The following is a 20,536-nucleotide window of genomic DNA, read 5'->3' on the forward strand; positions in this document are numbered from 1 at the left end:
TGGTTGCGAATCAGTATGTGGCCCCCCGCACGGACACGGAAAAGCTGCTGTGCGAGATTTGGTCCGAGGTGCTGGGTGTCGACCAGGTTGGGGTAGAGGACAATTTCTTTGCGCTGGGCGGGCACTCCCTGATTGTCGTTCAGGTGGTTTCCAAACTGAAGAACCAAGGCATCGATATCAATCCTGCGGCATTATTCACACATCCCACTATTGCTGAACTGGTTCAATTGATTGACCTCAGTGCTCCGGAACAGCACCAAGAATATATTGTCCCAGAGAACCTGATAAGCACAGATGGGCAGAAACTGACACCGGAAATGCTAACCTTAGTCGATCTGTCTGAACAAGACATCCAGGTCATTGTGGATAGTGTTGGTGGTAGCACAACGAATATTCAGGATATTTATCCGTTAGGTCCTTTACAGGAAGGCATCTTGTATCACCATATCCTCAATCCTGAGAGTGATCCTTATGTTATTCCCCATGTTTTCAGATTAGACAACCAACAAATGGCCAACAGTTTTATTGACGCTATGCAATTTGTGGTGGACCGCCACGATACGTTGCGCAGCGCAATTTTGTGGCAAGGGTTGTCAAAGCCGGTGCAGGTGGTGTTGAATTCCATCAAGCTCAGTGTAGAGCGCAAATGTTTTGATTCAATGGAACAAAGTCAGCATTACGTATCTCACCTGGCTGCGCCCGAAAATCAGCATGTTGAATTGACACTTCCACCGTTGGTTAAGGTTCATCTTATCACCAATGACTCATCTGACTTTGTGTATGTCGTATTGCAGTTTCATCACATAGCAACAGATCACATGGGTATTGAAGTCATTAAGAGAGAATTGACCTCATATTTTGCCGGGCAACAAGATGCACTCCCGCACCCTGTGCCATATAGAAATTTTATTGCTCAAGTTCTGGCAAATTACGATGCTGAAAAAGCGAGTACCTACTTTACTCAGATGCTGGATGATTTCAGTGAAATAACGGCACCATTTGGCGTATTAAATACCAAAGTGGATGTCGCTACTATCACCGAGCTTAAACAAACGTTACCCATTGATTTGTCAGATAAAATAAATGCGCTTGCACAGTCGTTACAGATGAGTAGTGCTGCTGTTTTTCACCTGGCATTTGGCTGGGTGGTGGCGGCGTGTTGTGGCCGTAATGAAGCCCTTTTTGGAACTGTTCTATCCGGGCGACTTCAAGGGTTTGAAGCCTCAGACACTATGGTGGGGGTTTGTATCAATACACTGCCTGTCAGGGTCAGTTTTGATGGGCAAAGCGGTGCTGCACTGTTGCGAACGGTAAATCAGGCATTGTTATCGCTGTTGAACCATGAGCAAACCCCGTTATCGGTGGTGAAAAAGTGTGCCATGACGCCTGCGGAAAGCCCGCTTTTTACTGCGATTTTGAATTACCGTCACGGGGAAAAACAGGACGCTGAAGCAACTTCGGATGAAGGCGTTCTGCCGATTAGTGGTCATGAACGAACAAGCTATCCTATTTATATGGCGGTTGACAAACTTGGCGATGACTACGCCTTGGAGCTTCAGGTAGCTTCTGATATTCAGGCCAATGATTTAATGGAGTACATGATCAATGCGCTGCAAGTCATTGCTCAGCTTGTAAGTTCTGATAGTAGCAAACCTCTCGTTGAACAGTGCATAGTACCAACAGTACAGAGTGACAGGATACTATCATCATTGTCATCAGGTGAAGAGTGCAAGGTAAACGCCAACAGTGTACATGGTTGGTTTGAAGAGCAGGTTGAGCAACACCCTGATAAGATCGCACTGGTCTATGAACAACAATCATTAACTTACAAAACGTTAAATCTAAGAGCTAACCAACTCGCACATAAACTGAAAAACCAATTTGAAGTAGGTCACAATGATATTGTAGCCGTTGCTCTTGAACGTTCTTCAGAATTGTTAGTGAGCTTGCTTGCTGTCATGAAAGTCGGTGCCTCATATCTGCCTCTGGACCCTTCATATCCAGCAGACAGAATTACCCATATGATTGAGGATGCACGTCCAGTACTCACTATCACTGACAATGCGCATCACGCCACATTTGCTAACCATCGCACACTATTGATGCCCTTATCCGAGGACAACAATGCGTTAATGGATGAAAACCTCGCGTTGCCAGTAAGGCCAGATGCCGTTTGTTACGTTATTTATACTTCTGGCTCTACCGGTCTGCCTAAAGGTGTAGAAGTGCCGCTCAGTGGGGTGGTTAATTTCTTGAACTCCATGAGTCACACACCGGGAATAAGTGGAGATGACAGACTGTTGTCTCTGACCACAGTGTCATTTGATATTTCCGTGTTGGAACTTTTTTTACCCTTAGTAAATGGCGCGACTGTTGTTCTGGCGAGCGACAGGCAACACACAGACCCTGTGCAAATTGCGGATTTACTGGAGCAACATGACATTTCAATGATGCAGGCAACGCCATCAAGGTGGCAAATGCTCATGGAATCAGGATGGCGTGGTAACACTAATCTGAAGGCTTTGAGCGGCGGGGAACCCTTAACTAAAGCTCTTGCTGATAAATTACTCAGTAGTGTTTCGGAACTATGGAATCTCTATGGGCCAACGGAAACGACGATTTGGTCTGGAGTATCAAAAGTGGTTGATAACTGTCAGTTAAAAACTAAGCCTGTTGGGCAACCTATTGATAACACTTCATTTTATGTCTTAAATCAGTATTTGCAATTGGCTCCTCAGGGGGTGATTGGTGAGCTGTATATTGGTGGTCACGGTGTGGCAAATGGGTATTTGAATAGACCTGAATTAACCTCTGAGCGTTTTTCTGATGACCCTTTTAGCCGACAAGCCAACGGAAAAATGTATAAAACAGGAGATCTGGTCAGGATTAATAAGGCTGGCCAAATCGAGTTTCTTGGACGCAATGACAATCAAGTGAAGCTCAGAGGCTATAGAATCGAATTAGGAGAGATAGAAGCGGCACTGGAGCGGATTTCAGGGGTTGAGCGCGCGGTGGTTATTTTGAACACGGAATCGTTTTCAGTACCAACCCTGGTAGCCTATGTACACACAAGTGAAGAGCCCCTGAGTGCTGAGAAAATGCGCAAACGACTCACACGTGAGTTGCCCAACTTCATGGTGCCTAATCACGTGGTTAATGTTGAGCACTTTGCTTATACTCCCGCCGGAAAAATTAATCGAACGCAACTGCCTGAGCTGGATGAGGCACTTGTGCGCACTGCTGTGCAACAGCCTGAGACTGAGGTGCAGCAATTGTTGTGTGAGATATGGAAGGACTTGCTTGGCGTTGAGCAGGTGGGTATTGACGACAACTTTTTTGCACTGGGCGGTGATTCAATTTTAGCCATTATGTTGGTGTCCAGGTGTCAAAGTAAAAACTTATACGTACCACCGAGTATTATGTACGACTTGAATACTGTCCGTGAGTTGGCCGGTAGAGTTGAATACCGCGAAGACGGCGGTGCGGACAACGAGTTTGAAGAGGTCTCGGGAGAAATGCCTTTGTTACCTGTTCATTACGATCGTATGGCTGTGCCCTCATTTGAGGCAGTACAACAATTCAACATGTCGTTGATGTTTGAGCCACCGAAAGAATTCGAGCAGAAGCATTTGCTGCCTATAGTGAATGCCTTATACGTGAAGCACGACGCCTTGCGCATAAGATTTTCTGATGAGGGAGCAGGGTTGCGGGCGAGTTATTGTGCACTGACCGATGAGCTGGTTAACAGTAGTGTTGAAACGCTGCAGTTGAGTGAGGTGCAATGCAATGAGGAATTCGTCAGTCTGGAGTGCCAACGTATGCAGGCCGAGATGGATTTGGAAAATGGGCCACTGTTCAGAATGGTGTATTTTTCAGGAGAACATTACCGAAGGCTATTTATCCTGGTTCATCACGCGATTATGGACAGCTACTCGTGGCGAATCATGGTTAACGATCTGGAGGTGGCTTATCGTCAATTGCGGGCTAGTCAGTCAGTGCAATTGCCTGGTCCAAGCAGTTCATATCAGAAATGGGCGAAACAGCTCGCGGAATTGGCAAACAGCGGAACTTTCAACAGCGATCTGGAGTATTGGTTAAAAGTAGCGGGTAGTGATGTTAAACCGATAGCAAAGGACTACCCTGTACCTAAAGCCTTAGTGGCGAGTACCCGTTATTTGTCAGCGTCACTAAGTAAGGAAGAAACTACGCACCTGTTGCAGTCTTCTCTGGCCAGCTATGATGTACAGATAAACGAACTGCTTTTAACCTGCGTTTATGCCGCCATAGCCGAGTGGACGGGCGATAATCGAGTCCTTCTTCAAATGGAAAGTCACGGGCGAGAAGCGCTTTTTGATGACGTCGATTTATCACAAACCTTAGGCTGGTTTTTGGCCAGCTATCCATATATACTCAGCTGCGACAGCTTAGATTTAGCTGCTATCATGGATACCATCAAACAGCAATACAAAGAGATTCCGTCTAATGGGATTAGCTATGGCGTGCTCAGGTATCTAGCTGGTCACGATGAAATTTCCGTATTTGATAGCAACTCTCCGTCACAGTTTGTATTTAACTATTTGGGGCAATTTGATCAAACCTTTACTTCGCAGAGTGAGTTTAAACAAGTTGATCAACCCATGGGGGATACCATTAACGGTGAATTGATGCATCGACCTTATCTCCTGAGCTTGCAAGGTAGCATCAACAATGGTGAGTTGAATTTCAGACTTGATTACAGTGATGAGCAATTCAAGCCTGAGACAATGCAGCACTTTGGAGAACTATTGATGAAGACGCTTCGTCGGTTAATAGCCTCAACAACTGAATTGCCAGCAGATGCAGTTCAGTCAGTTGAATGAGCTGCAAGCAATTAAAAAACGATTAATGTGCCCACAAGGTTGAAGTGCCGATAATCGGGTATTGAGTACCAGGCATTATAGATTCTGCCAAGGTGTCGCTCCTACAGAGAGCGACACTGATGTGCCGAATTTGGATTGTTAATAATTTGGCTAGTTAGAATTTGGCATTGAAACCGCCGTCACCAGGTAAGCGTTATTTATTGAGGTGACAACAAGACCGATTTAGTAAAACACATACATAAAAATTGATGTAATTATAATCAAAACATCGGGAGAAAGATGTGAAGGAAATAATAAAACTAACTGGTATTTCTAAGAAGTTTGAGACCGAATTCATGGAGACTCATGCATTGGACTCACTAGACTTAACTATCTATGAGGGAGACTATGTATCGATCTCAGGGCCTTCTGGGTGCGGAAAGTCAACCTTGTTGTCCATCATAGGGTTGTTAGACAGTCCAACCGAGGGAAGTTACATTCTCGATGGTGAAGATGTCACTACACTTTCTGTGAACCGTGAAGCTGAATTTCGAAACAAGAATATTGGGTTTATTTTCCAGTCTTTCAATCTGATAGACGACATGTCAGTTCACGATAACGTCGCCTTACCTCTGAGATACAGTTCAGAAGAACTAACTGAACAGCAGGTAAGTGAAAAAGTGCAGCACTATCTTTCCCTTGTTGGTCTGGAACATCGAGCAATGCACAAACCCAATCAGCTATCCGGGGGACAGCAGCAGCGCGTTGCGATAGCTCGAGCGTTGGTTAATTCGCCGTCCATATTATTAGTCGACGAACCGACTGGTAACCTCGATTCGAAAAGTGGTGATACCATCATGAAGTTGTTGGACGAATTAAACAAGAACGGTTCGACGATTTGCATGGTGACTCACGATACTACCTATGCCAGATACGCAAAAACTCAGCTGCATTTGCTGGATGGAAAAATTGTTGAGCAGAACGCCGAACCAGAACGTCAACTAGAGGTTGCAGTTTGATGAAGTTCCTTCTCACCAGAGCATGGCATAACGCCATGAAAAGCAGCAGCTTTCTCGCTGTAGTTGTGACCACCTTGGGGTTTAGCCTGAGTGCCTTGTTGTGTGTTTTAACTTTGGCATATCTGATTTTGGTTGAGCCTTTACCTTACCCAGATCAGGAGAAGCTCTATCGCGTTGATCACCACCTGACAAACCACGAAGGCAAATCAGAGATCAATGCATTTACCTATCCAGGTTTGGTTGATTTTTACAAAAATCAGACCGAGTTTAGCCTTGGTGCCATGGTGACCTATGGAAAAGATGTATTGACATCACTGCCTGAGCAGCCAACGTTAAACACGGGCTATGTAACGCCAGAATGGTTCCAACTATTGGGAACATCATTAGCTCTAGGTCGTGGATTCACAGAAGAAGAGGGGCTTGAGAGCTTCATTCCACAAGCAGTGCTTACACACAAAACATGGATGGATGTGTATGGTGGCGATTCTGAGATCCTCGACAAAACCGTTTCTTTCAGCGGTGTAAATTTTAAGGTGATTGGGGTATTACCCGAGACTTTTGTGGAGCCGGAAATATATGAAGTCGGAAGGCAGGTAGATATTTGGCTACCATGGGATTACAACCTGAGCTCAGGTATGCACTTTTTGTGGGGCAACATTAATCCTATGTTGATGTATGTTGGTCGCCTTGCTGAATCAGACCAAGGAGTGAAAGCCATAGAGCGTTCTGTATCTATGTATATTAACGATACATGGCAAGAGAAAAATGCTCATGTTGAGTATTACAATGGCTGGAGTATTGACGCTCGATTAACCCCATTAGCAGATGTTGTAACCGGAGACGTCGGCAGTATAATTTATCTGTTGATTATTGGTGCCGTAGGTCTGTTAATCATCGCTTGTGCCAATATCACCAACGTGTTTATCTCCAGAACGGCCAATAACGGCCAGAATCTGGCTATTAGTGCATCACTCGGCGCTAAGCCAAGAGATATCTTCCGCCAGTATTTCATCGAATATGGCATTATCATCGGCTTTTCAATTACATTTGCATTATTGCTTTCGTATTTTGGTTTTGTCCTGATTCAAAATCATTTAGCTGATATTTTGCCTCGTGCTGGGGAACTGCAGATCAACTTTACAACGATCGTTTGTGCGTTACTGCTTGCTGTTCTTCTCACCAGTATTTTTGCCTTGTTTAGTGTAAAAATGATCAACTACGGTGCTCTGAAGACTATGTTGCAATCCAGTGGTAAAGGCCGAGGGGTGCAAGTATCTAAGGGTGTTAGAACGCAATTGATGTTCTTGCAAGTCGCTGTTGTGAGCATTCTGATATTCGCCAATATCTCACTTTTTAAGAATGCCATGGAAGTGATGAACAAACCAACGGGCTTTGAATATCAAGATACGAAATATCTCATTCTATCTATCTCTGCTCCTGAGTTTCCGATGCCACACGAAATTATCCCGGTAATGGACGAGCTTAAGTCAGAGTTATTGGCTTTGCCTGAAGTGAAAGATGTGAGCCAGTCTGCTTCGCCACTTAGTGGCTTTAGAATCTTGGCAACAACTTTAGCCGGAGAATCTACTCGTTATACACCTCAAAACAAGTGGGTAGGCGATAACTACTTCAGTTTCATTGGCCAGGAGCTTATTGATGGTCGTACCTTTAGCGATGTCGATATTCGCGACAGAAACAGCGTGGTGGTCATTAATGAACAGTTTGCCAGAGAGCTTGCGCCTGAAGGCAGTGCAGTGGGGACAAAGTTTGATTATGGCAATAATGATATTCACACGGTTATCGGTGTTGTTAAGGGCGTCGCTATCCCGGGGGAAAGCGATATTCCAATCCGTTCTTACCGTCCGGCACCTGAGAGTTTTACTAGCTTGATGGTAAAATTTAATCCTGGACAGGATGTATCCAAAGAAAAAGTCGCAGAAGTGCTAAGTGAAATTGATAAGCTTTATGCAGTGTTCTACTTCGATCCTCTTGAGAGTATTGTGGCGAAAAGACTTTTTGCCCAAACCATGACCACCGTAGTGACAGCTTTTCTTGCTTGTCTCTTATTTGTTTTGGCTGGTGTTGGGTTATATGGAGTCTTGAGCTACAACCTGCACATGCGTCGCGCTGAAATAGGTACGCGTATGGCGATAGGAGCAAAAGTGTCAGATATCCTTAAGATGATACTGAAAAACACTTTCTCCGTAGCCGGGTTCGGAATGGGATTTGCCGTGTTGGTTGTGATCTTCGCTTACCTGAATGTCCCAGGTGACATCGCAGAGTTTTTGGGCGGCGATATGGTGTTAGATTTGTTTATTACCTTGCTGGTAATATCTGTTTTGACATTCATTGCGTGTTATCTGCCACTCAGAGCTATGGTGTATAAGCCAGTTATATCCAACCTGCAAGACAATCAATAACCCCATTAACTGTAAATGGTTTATTTGCCCCAGCGTATTGCGCTGGGGTACTTGCTGGTTTTGTGTTTTTCCCTTTGATTTGTTTGGACAAGGAGTAAATGAGAGATGTTGTACGAGCTGTTTGACAATGTTCATGCTAATTCAGCAGAGTTAAAACAGAGTTTTGAATATTTGAAAAACGACCATTACACGAAAGGGCCTCACAAATTTAGATTTCGCTCATATTCGACAGGAAAGTGGATAAAAAACCAAATGCATTGGAGCCAGGCGGTGAAACCTTTTTTTCAGCCCGATAGCATTAATGTTTATCTGGGAGGAGTGGAGAGAAATTACCCGGCACTTGAAGCAGCTTGTAAAGAATTCATACAAAGTACAGTGAGTCAGCTCGTTAACCTCGAACTGGTTCCCAAGGGCGATTACGATGTTGCTGGCCACCAAATTCGGGTTGCTGCAAAGCAAGGCGAAGAAGTTTCTCCAACACCTGAGGGATATCACCAGGATGGCTTTGATTTTTTAGCCATCAGCAGTATCAATAACCATAACATTAGTGGTGCAACCACTAAGTTACGAGAATTGGCGACGCAAGAAGAGATTTATAGCAATGCGCTGCAAGCAAATACAACATTAGTACTAGATGACAGAGCCCTGGAACACTTTGTTTCACCATTTTCTCCGTTGTCAGACGGTAGGGCATTCAGGGATGTGGTCATTATTACGATGCAGAAAAGACAAGCGTAGATACGTTAGTGGCAACAAAGCTGATGTCTTTGCTTTTTATCAATTCTCGGCATCAGATGGTCATTTAATTAAAAATATTTTTTGCCAGGTACAACCTTTTTAGTTATCAGAAGTATTAGTGGATAAGAAATAATATAACTAAAACGGATGATATCCATGACTAAGCACAGTTTTTTAAAAGGTTTAACTCTCAGCGCACTATTAACGTTTGGCCTTTGTAACGTAGCGCTGGCCAACAACAGCACTAAAGTTGAAGCGCTGAAAGATGCCTTATCTGGTGTCGGTATAACAGACCTTAGCGCTGAAAATTTAACGGCATTGCAGGTACATAAAATAACATTAGACGACGCCAGAGTTATAGCTGCAGCTTTTGACACCGACGTATCCCTGTCACACATTATCGCTTTTAAGATTGCGGGTATCGATGCTAAAGATGTAGCAGCATACCGCAATATGGGCTTAACCGTTGATACAACCGAGTCCGTGCTGATGTATAAACACTTGCGGGTGGATGAAGTTTATGTGAATTGGTTCGACAGCCTTATGTTACCCGATGCAGATGAAGAAACACTTCTCGCATTTGCCGCCAGAAAACTGGAGCAAGAAGACCTTGAGGCATACTATACGATGGGCTTTAAGGACTTAACTGCCCGTCATATCCTGGCATTACACCACTTTGAAATTACCGAAGAACAACTTAGTCCCTTCAGAAAACTGGGTCTTGCAATGGACCAGACACAAGACGCCCTCAAGATTAAAATATTCCATCTTAGCGACAGCATCATTGAGCGGTTTCAGGCTTTAGGTGTAAAAATCGACCACATTGATGAACTTGTGGCATTGCAATATCTGACGTTGGATTCGACGATGTTAAACAAAATAAAAGAGCTCGATGTTTCAAGTTTTGATACAAAAACGTTTTTCTATGATCATGTTTCAATTGAGCAACAGTTTAATGGTGAATTTTTTGAAACTTTTTACAGACTGATAATGAAACTACATAATGGCAGCCAAATGGCGCTAAATCAGACTGAAGTAAAACTCTGAGAAGCGCTGAGATTGCGAGTTACCTGATTAATAATAATGATAAAAGTATGCTTGAAGAAAAGCAGTTGATGCAGGAAATTAAAAAGGGCGAGGTGAAGCTGGTAGGCGTTTTATTCGAACGTTACCACCTCCCCATTTTTAATTTCTTCCTGCGCCTCGGCGTATCAAAAAGTGCTGCGGAAGATCTGGTACAGGAAACCTTCATTCGTGTTATCAAGTACAGAGACAGCTACGATGATAAAGGTTCGTTCTCGGCCTGGTGCTACAAAATTGCCAGAAATATAGTGTCGGATTATTTTAAGAAACCTGATAACTCGGTTGGATTTTGCGACTGGGATGATGACATTGCAGTAGGCTCCAGTCATGGTCAGGAGTCGGATTATCAAGAGCAACAATCCAGGTTTAAACTGGCTCTGAGTCAACTGTCTTTTGAGCATCGCGAGATTATCGTATTGAGCAGATATCAACAACTTCCCTATCAAGAGATTGCCAGGTTGCTGGATTGCAATGTCAATACGCTCAAGGCTCGTATCAGGGCCGCAATTAACTCACTAAAGCGGCAATATGATGAATTGAGTGGAGATAACCATGGTTAAATCACATAAAAACGTCGTCAATAAGGCATTTATTGAAGAGGCATGTGCTGAAAATGCTGCCACATCGGCTGAAATGCAATCACACGATGCATTTATGGAGGCATTTTTTGCTGAAGGTACCTTAGACGTAGAAGTACAACCAGGTACTCAGTTAAAACAAAGATTCTATCAAGAGTTGAGCAACTACCCGAAGACAGACAGTCATCAGGGGTTGATTGCGAAAATGAAGCGCATGTTGGGCAGTGTTGCCCAATTTTTCACTACCACTAATGTGAATTTTGCTCCCCAATTACTGACCATTGTTATTGCGTTCACAAGCGGCGTGGTGGTGGATAGAGCGCTACAGGGTCCATCGGCAATAGACGCTGAGCAACAGTCCCTAAAAAATTTGTTGGTAGTGGCATTGCTAAATCAATCGTCTGCTCCGGAGAGACTTACGGCCTTCAATTTTATAGATAGCAAGCTAAGTTATGATTCTGAGCTGACCGGGCATTTGCTTGAGGTGTTGAAAAATGATGAATCTGATGGTGTTCGTCTCGCTGTGTTGAAGCACCTTGCGGGAGCGTTGCCTTATGCCAGAAAGGAACTTATTGAAGCCTTGCGTTACCAGAACAGCGTACTGGTACAAATGACCATAATAAACGTGCTGATGCACCACAGCCCTCTCAGTGCAGAGGAAGCTAATAAGATAAGTGAAATGCAAAATATTGATGCGAATCTGTTAAATGACGCCATTATTTTGAAACGCGATAAACAGGTAAATGTAATATAGGTTTAATCATGAGAATTCTAACCCACGTTATCATGGCTTATGTTGTTTTATTTAGCTATTCAGTGACAGCATCTGAAGCTGATCTTTCGCATAGCCTGACACCCGCAACCAGCACATCACATTTTATAGTTAATCTAACGCGTGGGGATATTTCTATTGTCGGGTACGATGGCAATAGCATAAATATTACTGCTAATTTCCCAGAGCAAAAAAGTGATCGCGCCAGCAGCTGGGAATCGATGTTTAATGTCAGACAAAACAACAGGTTTATCGAACTAAGTACAAAGAAAGACGAGGTTTTTTATTCACTCGTCGTGCAAGTACCTCATCAAACACAATTGACGCTTCGCGCATTGGATGCAAAACAGCTTTCGATTGCCGGGCTAGAAAGCAATGTCGAGATAAGTGCAAAAACCGGAAAGCTTCGAGTTAGTGATATTAAAGGTTCGGTTGTTGCCACAGTGAGTAATGGCAGAATCGTTGCAAATTTAACGCATTTTAAAAGAGAAAATATTTACTCTTTTACATTGGGTCAAGGAGATATCGATGTTAATATGAGTAAGTTTGCAGATGTATTACTGGAAATTATTAACCATCAAGGGCAGTTATCTTCTGATTTTGAAATCTCACCACTACAGGGTGTTGCGCCGGGCAGCGTGAGTGAAAACACGTACTTTTCAACCAGTGGTGTTATAAATAAGGGGATTTCAAAGCTTATGTTGAACAGTTTTTATGGTGATATTAATTTAAATAAAATTGAAGAGTGAAAATCCTTTCTCTTTTAAAGCTCTTACGCAACCAGGCTTCCAGGTTAATCCGGATAAATAAAAAACTCTAAAAGGCTAGAGGACGACAGGAAATTGGTATGGATAGGTTAAAGCCCAAAAAAGATACTAAAACAAAAAAAATAAAATGGCTCGCGGGTAGTGCTCTGGTCATTGCTGCTTTGGGGTATTCACTATGGCAGAAATCAACCGGAGATGTTCACAATATAGATGCGAATACGCTTTTACTGGCCACAGTAGAAAAAGGCGATTTAGTGATCAGTGTTGACGGCTACGGTCAATTAGAGTCAGCAGAGCTACAACTGGTACCGGCACTGACTGCCGCCAATGTAAAAACGATCAAACTCAGAGCGGGTGCAGTAGTGACTGCCGACTCCGTAATCGCAGTGTTAACCAATCCGGAGTTGGAGCAAGCCGTGCAAAAATCCCGACAGGCACTTAATGAACAACTGGCCAACATCAGACAATTAAAAGTAAATCAAAAAATTGAAGATCTGAATCAAAGCGCTGAACTAAAAAAATTGGAAGGTAAGATAGAGTTAGCTGCGCTCAAAACTGAGGCTCAGTCAAAACTGGTCAAGGCTGGCATTATCTCTCAGCTCGATTACAAAGAGTAGGTGTTACATGAAAAGCAGCTACTCAATGAGCTGGGCTTTCTTAAGCAGCGTATTGAAAAACTTAAAGCGGTTAACAAAGAAGCTTTAAATATTGAAAATGAAAAGGTTAACCAGTTGCAAAGCAACCTTGAAATAGCACAGCAACGTGTTGATGCGTTGGAAATAAAAGCCGGGATAGCGGGGGTTGTTCAGCGTGTTGCTGTTGAGATTGGACAAGCCGTTGATGCGGGGCAAGAAGTGGCCCTGATTGGCAGTGTAGATCATCTAAACGCCGAGGTTAAAGTGCCTCAAAGTAAAGCTGAGTTGATCAGGGTTGGTCAAAAGGTTCTCATTGATACCCGTAGTACAACTATGGAAGGGACAGTTGCCCGTATTGATCCTGTGGTAACGGAAAACACCGTCCTGGTTGAAGTTGCACTGCCCGGTGATCTGCCAGATTCTGTAAGACCGCAACTATCTATTGATGGCAAAATAATAATTGATGTGCTGCATGATACTTTATACGTTAAGCGGCCATCCAATGTTAAGGCCAACACCTATAAAAACATTTTTGTGCTCAATGAAGGTGGCAATGAAGCTGAACTGGTTGCCATGCAGTTTGGACAAGAGGCTGGGATGTTCATTCAAGTTACCTCAGGCGTTCCTGAGCAAAGCAAACTTGTGCTAAACGACTTGTCGCGAGTGGGTGACAAAATCACCCGGCTTGCTGTTAACTGACCTCGTCGGGTGTTAACAAATAAGGAGATTTGAAGTGGCAAAAAAACTATTTATTGTGCCGAAAGCTAAACCTCTGGCTAAGTTAAGGTTGTTTTGTTTCTCATATGCTGGAGGTTCCCCTGCAACATATATGTCATGGGCGAATCACATACATGCCGACGTAGAATTGGTATTGGTGCAGTTACCGGGAAGAGGTGAACGCATCAGAGAGGCTGCCTACACGAGTATGGATGACATCATCCGGGAGCTACTCACGCAGCAAGATTACATTACCAGTAAGCCCTATGTTTTGTTTGGGCATAGTTTGGGGGCTCGTGTTGCTTGGGAATTAGCGCTTAATATCGCTGAAAGTGGCGGTAAACTGCCGCTTCACCTGATAGCTTCAGGTAGTGGAGCACCACACGTACCAAGGAAAAAACCACCGATCCATCACTTGCCAGAAGCGCAGTTTTTCGCCAAGTTGGGAGAGCTCAATGGTACTCCGTCAGAAATTTTGGAAAATCGCGAATTAATGGAATTCCTGACTCCTCTGCTAAGAGCTGACTTTAAAGTGGCAGAGTGTTACCTCGGCCAGCAAAAGAATCTGCCTTTGCCTATTTCTGTTTTCCATGGTCGCGAAGATCAAGAAATATCAGAGATACAATTAAACGGATGGCAATCATTAACGTCAAGGTCATTAGACTACCACTATTTTGATGGTGATCACTTTTTTATCAATGAACTAAGTAGCCAAGTCATAGATAGTGTAAATACCGTCATGGGGCTTTGAATAGTTTCACTTTGGTACTTTGTGGTCAATATCCCGATACCGGTCGTATATAGCGCAGTAAAGTCACAATTCATAAGACGTGCTAGAGCCTGGTGACGGCTTCTAATTTACAAGTGTAGTTAAAAAATGAAAATTACTGAGAACGCGGTAAATAGTAAATCGCAATTGACAGACCGCTTGTCGCTTCACAAGGCGATGTTGGCAAACATTATTCAACATCATCAATCATCACTATTCCAGAATTCTGAGGTACTGACCTCTAAATCGGATGCAGAAAATACATTTGGCTTCAAGGTAGGGTGTTATCCCATTTTAATGGAAAGCTCAGAAATTAATGAAGTTTTGGTGTTTAATGATATTTTGACGTCAATTTGTTACAAAGTAATCGCTATTATATCTGAAATAACAGACAGCGAGTTTCGCCAAAAATACGGCATGTTTTTGACCGAATTGACTAAGTGCCACTGCGACAAATTTTCAGTTGAAGATTTTATGGGCAGGGTAGATTTCATTTTATCAGACGGTCAAATAAAACTTTTGGAGATAAATTCTGGTTCAAGTATCGGTGGCTGGGAGCTTGATTTTATTCATTCAACTTTGATTCAAGCGTTAAACAACTTGCCAAATACACGTAATATAGTACTCCGTTATCATCCAACATTGAAGGTCTTAGTGGAATGTATCGCAAGCAGAATAAAACAATTAAGTAAATCGCAAAAAACAGGAAATATCGTTTTCCATATTGCAGGAAGCAAGGATAATTTTTCCAATTTCATAGAGCACCATCTCAGAGAGATTTACCAAGCTTGCAGTGACTATGTCAGTGGTGACATCTACATTTGTAACAACCCTGATGAACTGACGTTCACCAAAGACAACATTTTGTTTTTTAAGGAAAAAAGTGTAGATGCAATTATCATGGCTGATTACTATTCTCAGTCCAAAAAGGAGCAGGCGTTTCAGGATGCTTATTTAGCAGGAAACCTTGTTTATCCAGACAATTATACTAATGAGTGCTTTGGCAATAAGCTGTTTTTGGCGTTATTTTGTGAGCCACTGATACATGAACGCTTAGAAACATCAGAAGTTGAGTGGATCCACCGGTATGTTCCCTGGACAATGAGCCTGAAAAACCCAATCGCGCGATATCAGAAAACTACTGTGTCGCTAAAAACCCTGCTTGTGGAAAATCAAACAAGATTTGTATTGAAAAAGGGAGTATCTCTGAAAGGCAATGACGTTTACATCGGGAACGAAATGAGCGTGCAAAACTGGTCCCGGAAAGTGAATGAGTTGGTGGGTAACGGTGAGTGGCTCATGCAGGAGTATTGCTCTGCTGATGTTATTGAAGCTGCAATGTCATGTGGTCAGGTTAAAAGTTGTATACCGGTTTGGGCATCGTTTAACTTCGGTACACGATTTGGTGGCATGTTTGCCAGAAGTATCCCTGCTCAATCTGAATCTTACATAGTCAACGCCGCACAGGGAGCTATTCTGAATTTAGTATGCGAAAGTAAAAAAAGAATAAGCATTTAGAAATAAAAAACGTATCAATCATTCCTTTACGAGATACTATTCTTTAACAGAACATCATTATTCAAGTCATACGCAAAGCATCATGAACATTGAGGTCATGATTCCATTTGTTTTACCCGAAACGGCAATCCTAAGGTGGAAAAGGTGGGAAATCTTTGAACGTTTTTATTTCTCTGAAGCGAGGCAGGTTGCTGGTTCCACTGTATCTTTGTTTAACCAATATAGATTAATGTACAAACTTTATTATGCGAAAACAGTTCTAAACCTCTTGCCCCGCCACCCAGGCACTGCTCCAGGCCCACTGGAAGTTGTAACCCCCCAGCCAACCGGTGACGTCTACTACTTCGCCGATAAAGTATAAGCCTTCAACGTCCTTGGCCATCATGGTTTTGCTGGACAGGTGTTTGGTATCAACTCCTCCCAGCGTGACTTCGGCGGTGCGATAACCTTCTGTGCCGTTGGGTTGTAACAGCCATTGTTCAAAGGCCTGGGCAACCTGTTCCAGTTGCTTACCCTGAAACTGTTTTAATGGTTTGTTGGCTAAACTGAAATAAGGGATTGCTGCCTGGACAAAACGTTTGGGATAGATTTGCGCCAGTGCGGTAGCCAGTTGCGCATCCGTATTGGATTGCTGTTTTTCTTCCAGAATTTGTTGTAAATCGCCGTTGGGATACAGGTTGAATTCCACCTTTTGGCCGGGTTCCCAGAAACTGGAAATTTGCAGTACAGCCGGGCCGCTGAGACCCCGGTGGGTAAACAGAATATTCTCGTTAAAACAGGTGTTATTGCAGCTGGCGCTGGCATTAACAGAAATACCGGAAAGTTCGGCCAATACCTGTTTGTCTTTGTCGTGCAGGGTAAAGGGCACCAGACCTGCTCGGGTGGGGCGAATGGTTAAACCAAACTGTTCGGCTACCTGATAGCCAAAAGGCGTCGCGCCTAATTTGGGCATACTCAGGCCGCCGGTGGCGATCACTAGGCTTTCGCACTGATAGGGGCCATGACTGGTATCCAGCATAAAACCGCTTGTGGTTTTTTCGATGTGGCGGATGTCACATTGCATCTGATGTTTAACACTGCCCTGCTCACACTCTGCCATCAACATGGCCACAATATCTTTGGCTGAGTCATCACAAAACCACTGACCCAGCGTTTTTTCGTGATAGGCGATATTGTACTTTTCCACCAGGGCAACAAAATCCCATTGGGTATAGCGGCTCAGGGCTGATTTACAAAAATGGGGATTGTCCGATAAAAAGTTTTCCGGTGAGGCATACATATTGGTGAAATTACAGCGTCCGCCACCGGAGATCAGGATCTTTCTGCCGGGTTTTTTAGCGTGATCCAACAACAATACCGAGCGACCGCGCTTACCTGCTTCGGCGGCACAAAATAACCCGGCGGCACCCGCACCGATGACAATAACATCTGTTTTAATCAAGATAATTCCCCAGCTGTAAACGCGGCGATTATAGCGGCTTCAAAAAAAATTTGTCACACTTTGCCGGTGGTTGGTGACCTTTAGTGGTAGGCTCATGCAACCGGAGATTAATCATGACTGAATTAGTACAGCAACAATTATTTGAACAGGTGCTACTGGCACAAAAAGGCGATATTGAGGCGTTTACTCAACTGGTATCAAAAACACAGAATCTGGTTACCAGTACAGCGTTGTCGATTGTGCAGGATGTTCAGGCCAGTGAAGATGTGGCGCAAAATACCTTTGTGGCCGTGTGGCAACAAATTCAGGAGTTAAAATCGCCTGACAGCTTTCTCCCCTGGATCAGGCAAATTACCCGCAACAAGGCGAAAAATTACCTGCGGGACAATAAGGTTAGCCGGGAAGAAACGATTGCGGAACTGCCGGAAGAGAATGAGCATGGCGATGCTCAACAGGGTGATCTGAACAAGCTGGAAACTGCCCAGATTCACCGAATCGTGATGAATGTGGTGGCAGAATTACCAGCCGAAAGTCGGGACATTCTGATCCTGTATTACCGGGAGCAGCAAAACAGTCGTCAGGTGGCGCAGTTGCTGGATTTGACGGAGGCCAACGTCAGGCAAAAGCTCAAGCGGATACGCGGGCAGGTTAAATCTGAATTACTGGAGACGCTGGGTGAGTACCTGTTTTCCACATTGCCTGCGGTGGGGTTTACAACCCTGGTAACGTCTTCAATCACCACCAGTTTACCGGCTGCGGCAAGCATAGCCTCTGGCGGCTTTTCTCAATATTCCGGTATCGCAAAAATACTGGTATTGGGAAGCGGTGCGCTGCTCGGTGGATTGGTGGCGGTGGCGGCAATTATTTTTGCCGCCCTTTTAACGCAACGAAATTTAACCGATGACGAACAAAAGCGGCTACTCAAGAAACATGCTCGTGGTCAGGCAATCTGGGTAATGCTGTGTAGCGTCTTGTTTGCGCTGGCGTATGTGCTTGACGATGGCTGGGTTGCCCCGGTGCTTGTTTACAGTGTGTTGATGATAGGGTTATGGGTGCAACAACGCTCGTTAATGAGGTTGATAAAAGACGCGGTTATACAATGTAAAACAGCGCATTTTGTTGCCGGTTGGATTGGTTTAATGCTGGGCGGCGGAATTGGCTTTATTGCCATGGTGATGGGGCTGATTAACAGCGGCAGACTGGTGCTTTGATGAAAGTTGGCGTGTGCCAACTTTCAGTTATTCGGTAAACACTTACAGTGCTGCCAATATGGCTTCGGCGCTGCTGACTTCAAACTGCCCGGCCTCTTCAACCGCTAGGTGTGTTACCACTTTGTTGTCGACTATCATGGCGTAACGCAAACTGCGAATACCACCAAATTTGCCGGTTTGTTTAGCCAGACCAATAGCGTCGCTAAACTCACCGTCTCCGTCGGCCAGCATGGTCAGGTTTTCGGCATTGCTGGCATTGCCCCAGGCTTCCATGACAAACGCATCGTTTACCGAAATACAGATAATACTGTCTACACCCTTTGCTTTAATATCATCGGCATTCACCACAAAACCAGGCAGATGGGCCTGCGAGCAGGTAGGAGTGAATGCACCGGGCACGGCAAACATCACCACTTTTTTATTGGCAAACAAATCCTCTGTTGTGGGTTGTGAACTTTCGCCGCGTTCACGTAGCATAAACGTGTGGCCGGGTAAGGTATCGCCTACAGAAATCATCAATTTTTCCTCTCTAATGAATAGTAAACAGCACTATGTTACTGCTGGTGGGTATAATTCTCAATCGGTGCTTAGCGCATCAGAGATACTAATCAGAGTATTTTCTTGCTGATTTTGTAAGCAGAGTCTACGCTTTTTCCAGCGAGTAATTATCTACACTGACAGCTGGTTGTTGCTAAATCATGTCAAGCAACATCAACAGGCTCCAACAACACGGTAAATATCAATGATGAAAAAACAACGACAAGGGATTGTATTACGCGTCTGCCTGTTTTGCTGTGCGCTATTTTACGGCGCAGCTAACGCTGGCCTGGTGGCGTTTTTTGATGTGAAAGATGCTCGCGATGGCTGTCCCACAGGATGGCAAGAGCTAAGCGAGGCTAAAGGACGGATGCTCCGGGGCACAACAAACGGTGACGAGGTGGGGCGAGTCAATGGTCAACCAATGCCGGATAAGACCCCGCCAAAACACGATCATGAGATTACTCTGGGCGTCACCCTGGACTATGAACCTGTGGTAGCCAATAGCGGTGGCAATCCTAACCTGACTCATTCTGGTATAAAACGCACAGTTACTGGTCGCACTTCAAGCTCTGATGGCAACATGCCTTACATGCAAATGCTGTTATGCGAGTACGTGGGAGTGGACCAAGATGGTGAGCGTATTAAAGAGCCACTACATGATTATTTTCCCAGGGAAATGGTGAACTTTTTTAATGACCGAAGTTGCCCGGATAACTGGGAAAAATATGACAAATTGCACCATCGTTTTATTGTTCCTATTCCGGCTGATGCAAAAGCTGATGAATACAACCTGCAGGTGGGGGATTGGCCGGGAAACCAGATAACGCATGATCACCATGTGTATGTGTCGGATGCTAAAAGCGACAATGTGGTGCATTTGCCGGTGATTGATCACTCCGTGGTTCTTGCTAAGTCTTTTTTGTTCTTCAAACAAAACACGGGTTTTGGAAAAGCTACGTTTAAAGATCAGTTTTTCCGTACAGAAGCATCGTCACCAGACGCGGTACCTTATATTAATCTGATGGTCTGTCAGAAAACGGCAGGGCGTGCCAGAACCAGCCGCTTACCTTTAGATTTGTTCAGTTTTATCGCGGCAGAGGATTGCCCTAACAAATGGGGGCGTAGTCCTCACTCCAATGGCCGTTTCCTGGTGGGGTTACCAGCAGGAGATACAGCGTTGAGCGGCACCTCTTTTGGCGGTGAACCACTTAATTCCAAAGAGATCCGCACCCACAACCATAAAATCAGAATGGATATCACTTTACCGTCAAATTACATTGGCGGGGCCAGTGGTTCCGGTGCCAGCGGTTATGCACAAAGCGGCACCTATACCATGGACGGCGAGGCCGTACCGACGATCAGTACTTATCCATACGTACAAATGCGTAATTGCACAGTAACGCAGGCCGCCAGAGACGCCAGCCGATAAGTCAATACGATTGAAATGGACGTCGCTATTACCACCCGAACCGCCAGCCCTGAACAATCAG

General features: G+C 44.3%; 16 protein-coding genes. 14 read left to right on the top strand and 2 right to left on the bottom strand.

Annotated elements, in window-relative coordinates:
- Positions 1-17: 17 nt before the first annotated feature.
- The 12 genes from LJ740_RS20460 (at position 18) to LJ740_RS20515 (ending at position 15,854) form a co-directional block, all read left to right on the top strand.
- Positions 18-4,859, top strand: coding sequence for a non-ribosomal peptide synthetase (locus LJ740_RS20460; protein ID WP_229530995.1), 4,842 nt, complete (start codon positions 18-20; stop codon positions 4,857-4,859).
- Positions 4,860-5,149: 290 nt separating this feature from the next.
- Positions 5,150-5,857 (top strand): ABC transporter ATP-binding protein, encoded by a 708-nt coding sequence (locus tag LJ740_RS20465; RefSeq protein ID WP_229531127.1) that lies wholly within the window; start codon positions 5,150-5,152, stop codon positions 5,855-5,857.
- Between the two features lie 35 nt (positions 5,858-5,892).
- Positions 5,893-8,277, top strand: a complete 2,385-nt coding sequence (locus LJ740_RS20470) for an ABC transporter permease (RefSeq protein WP_229530996.1) — start codon at positions 5,893-5,895, stop codon at positions 8,275-8,277.
- Between the two features lie 105 nt (positions 8,278-8,382).
- A complete protein-coding gene (locus tag LJ740_RS20475) occupies positions 8,383-9,015 on the top strand; it encodes a 2OG-Fe dioxygenase family protein (RefSeq protein WP_229530997.1) in 633 nt (210 codons plus the stop codon).
- A 156-nt stretch (positions 9,016-9,171) separates the two neighbouring features.
- Positions 9,172-10,062, top strand: a complete 891-nt coding sequence (locus LJ740_RS20480; RefSeq protein WP_229530998.1) for a hypothetical protein — start codon at positions 9,172-9,174, stop codon at positions 10,060-10,062.
- A 47-nt stretch (positions 10,063-10,109) separates the two neighbouring features.
- Positions 10,110-10,658, top strand: coding sequence for an RNA polymerase sigma factor (locus tag LJ740_RS20485; protein ID WP_229530999.1), 549 nt, complete (start codon positions 10,110-10,112; stop codon positions 10,656-10,658).
- On the top strand, positions 10,651-11,430 hold the full coding sequence (locus LJ740_RS20490; protein ID WP_229531000.1) for a hypothetical protein: 780 nt from the start codon (positions 10,651-10,653) through the stop codon (positions 11,428-11,430). The genes LJ740_RS20485 and LJ740_RS20490 overlap by 8 nt, the downstream gene beginning before the upstream one ends.
- A gap of 8 nt (positions 11,431-11,438) precedes the next feature.
- Entirely contained in the window at positions 11,439-12,197 is a 759-nt protein-coding gene (locus LJ740_RS20495) for a hypothetical protein (protein ID WP_229531001.1), read from the top strand.
- Positions 12,198-12,295: 98 nt separating this feature from the next.
- On the top strand, positions 12,296-12,832 hold the full coding sequence (locus LJ740_RS20500; protein ID WP_229531002.1) for an efflux RND transporter periplasmic adaptor subunit: 537 nt from the start codon (positions 12,296-12,298) through the stop codon (positions 12,830-12,832).
- Positions 12,833-13,549, top strand: coding sequence for an efflux RND transporter periplasmic adaptor subunit (locus tag LJ740_RS20505; RefSeq protein ID WP_229531003.1), 717 nt, complete (start codon positions 12,833-12,835; stop codon positions 13,547-13,549). It abuts the gene before it with no gap.
- Positions 13,550-13,583: 34 nt separating this feature from the next.
- Positions 13,584-14,318 (top strand): thioesterase II family protein, encoded by a 735-nt coding sequence (locus tag LJ740_RS20510; RefSeq protein ID WP_229531004.1) that lies wholly within the window; start codon positions 13,584-13,586, stop codon positions 14,316-14,318.
- Between the two features lie 126 nt (positions 14,319-14,444).
- Positions 14,445-15,854 (top strand): hypothetical protein, encoded by a 1,410-nt coding sequence (locus LJ740_RS20515; RefSeq protein ID WP_229531005.1) that lies wholly within the window; start codon positions 14,445-14,447, stop codon positions 15,852-15,854.
- Positions 15,855-16,113: 259 nt separating this feature from the next.
- Here LJ740_RS20515 and LJ740_RS20520 read toward each other — a convergent pair whose 3' ends face one another.
- Positions 16,114-17,295 (bottom strand): BaiN/RdsA family NAD(P)/FAD-dependent oxidoreductase, encoded by a 1,182-nt coding sequence (locus LJ740_RS20520; RefSeq protein WP_229531006.1) that lies wholly within the window; start codon positions 17,293-17,295, stop codon positions 16,114-16,116.
- Positions 17,296-17,408: 113 nt separating this feature from the next.
- Here LJ740_RS20520 and LJ740_RS20525 point away from each other — a divergent pair, with 113 nt between their 5' ends.
- A complete protein-coding gene (locus LJ740_RS20525) occupies positions 17,409-18,506 on the top strand; it encodes an RNA polymerase sigma factor (protein ID WP_229531007.1) in 1,098 nt (365 codons plus the stop codon).
- A gap of 42 nt (positions 18,507-18,548) precedes the next feature.
- Here LJ740_RS20525 and LJ740_RS20530 read toward each other — a convergent pair whose 3' ends face one another.
- Complete coding sequence (locus tag LJ740_RS20530; RefSeq protein ID WP_229531008.1) at positions 18,549-19,022, bottom strand: peroxiredoxin; 474 nt, start codon at positions 19,020-19,022, stop codon at positions 18,549-18,551.
- Positions 19,023-19,248: 226 nt separating this feature from the next.
- Between LJ740_RS20530 and LJ740_RS20535 the strand changes: the two genes are divergently transcribed.
- Positions 19,249-20,475, top strand: coding sequence for a hypothetical protein (locus tag LJ740_RS20535; protein WP_229531009.1), 1,227 nt, complete (start codon positions 19,249-19,251; stop codon positions 20,473-20,475).
- Positions 20,476-20,536: the final 61 nt, after the last annotated feature.

The sequence above is a fragment of the Planctobacterium marinum genome (assembly GCF_020687805.1).
In the GTDB taxonomy this organism is placed as follows: domain Bacteria; phylum Pseudomonadota; class Gammaproteobacteria; order Enterobacterales; family Alteromonadaceae; genus Planctobacterium; species Planctobacterium marinum.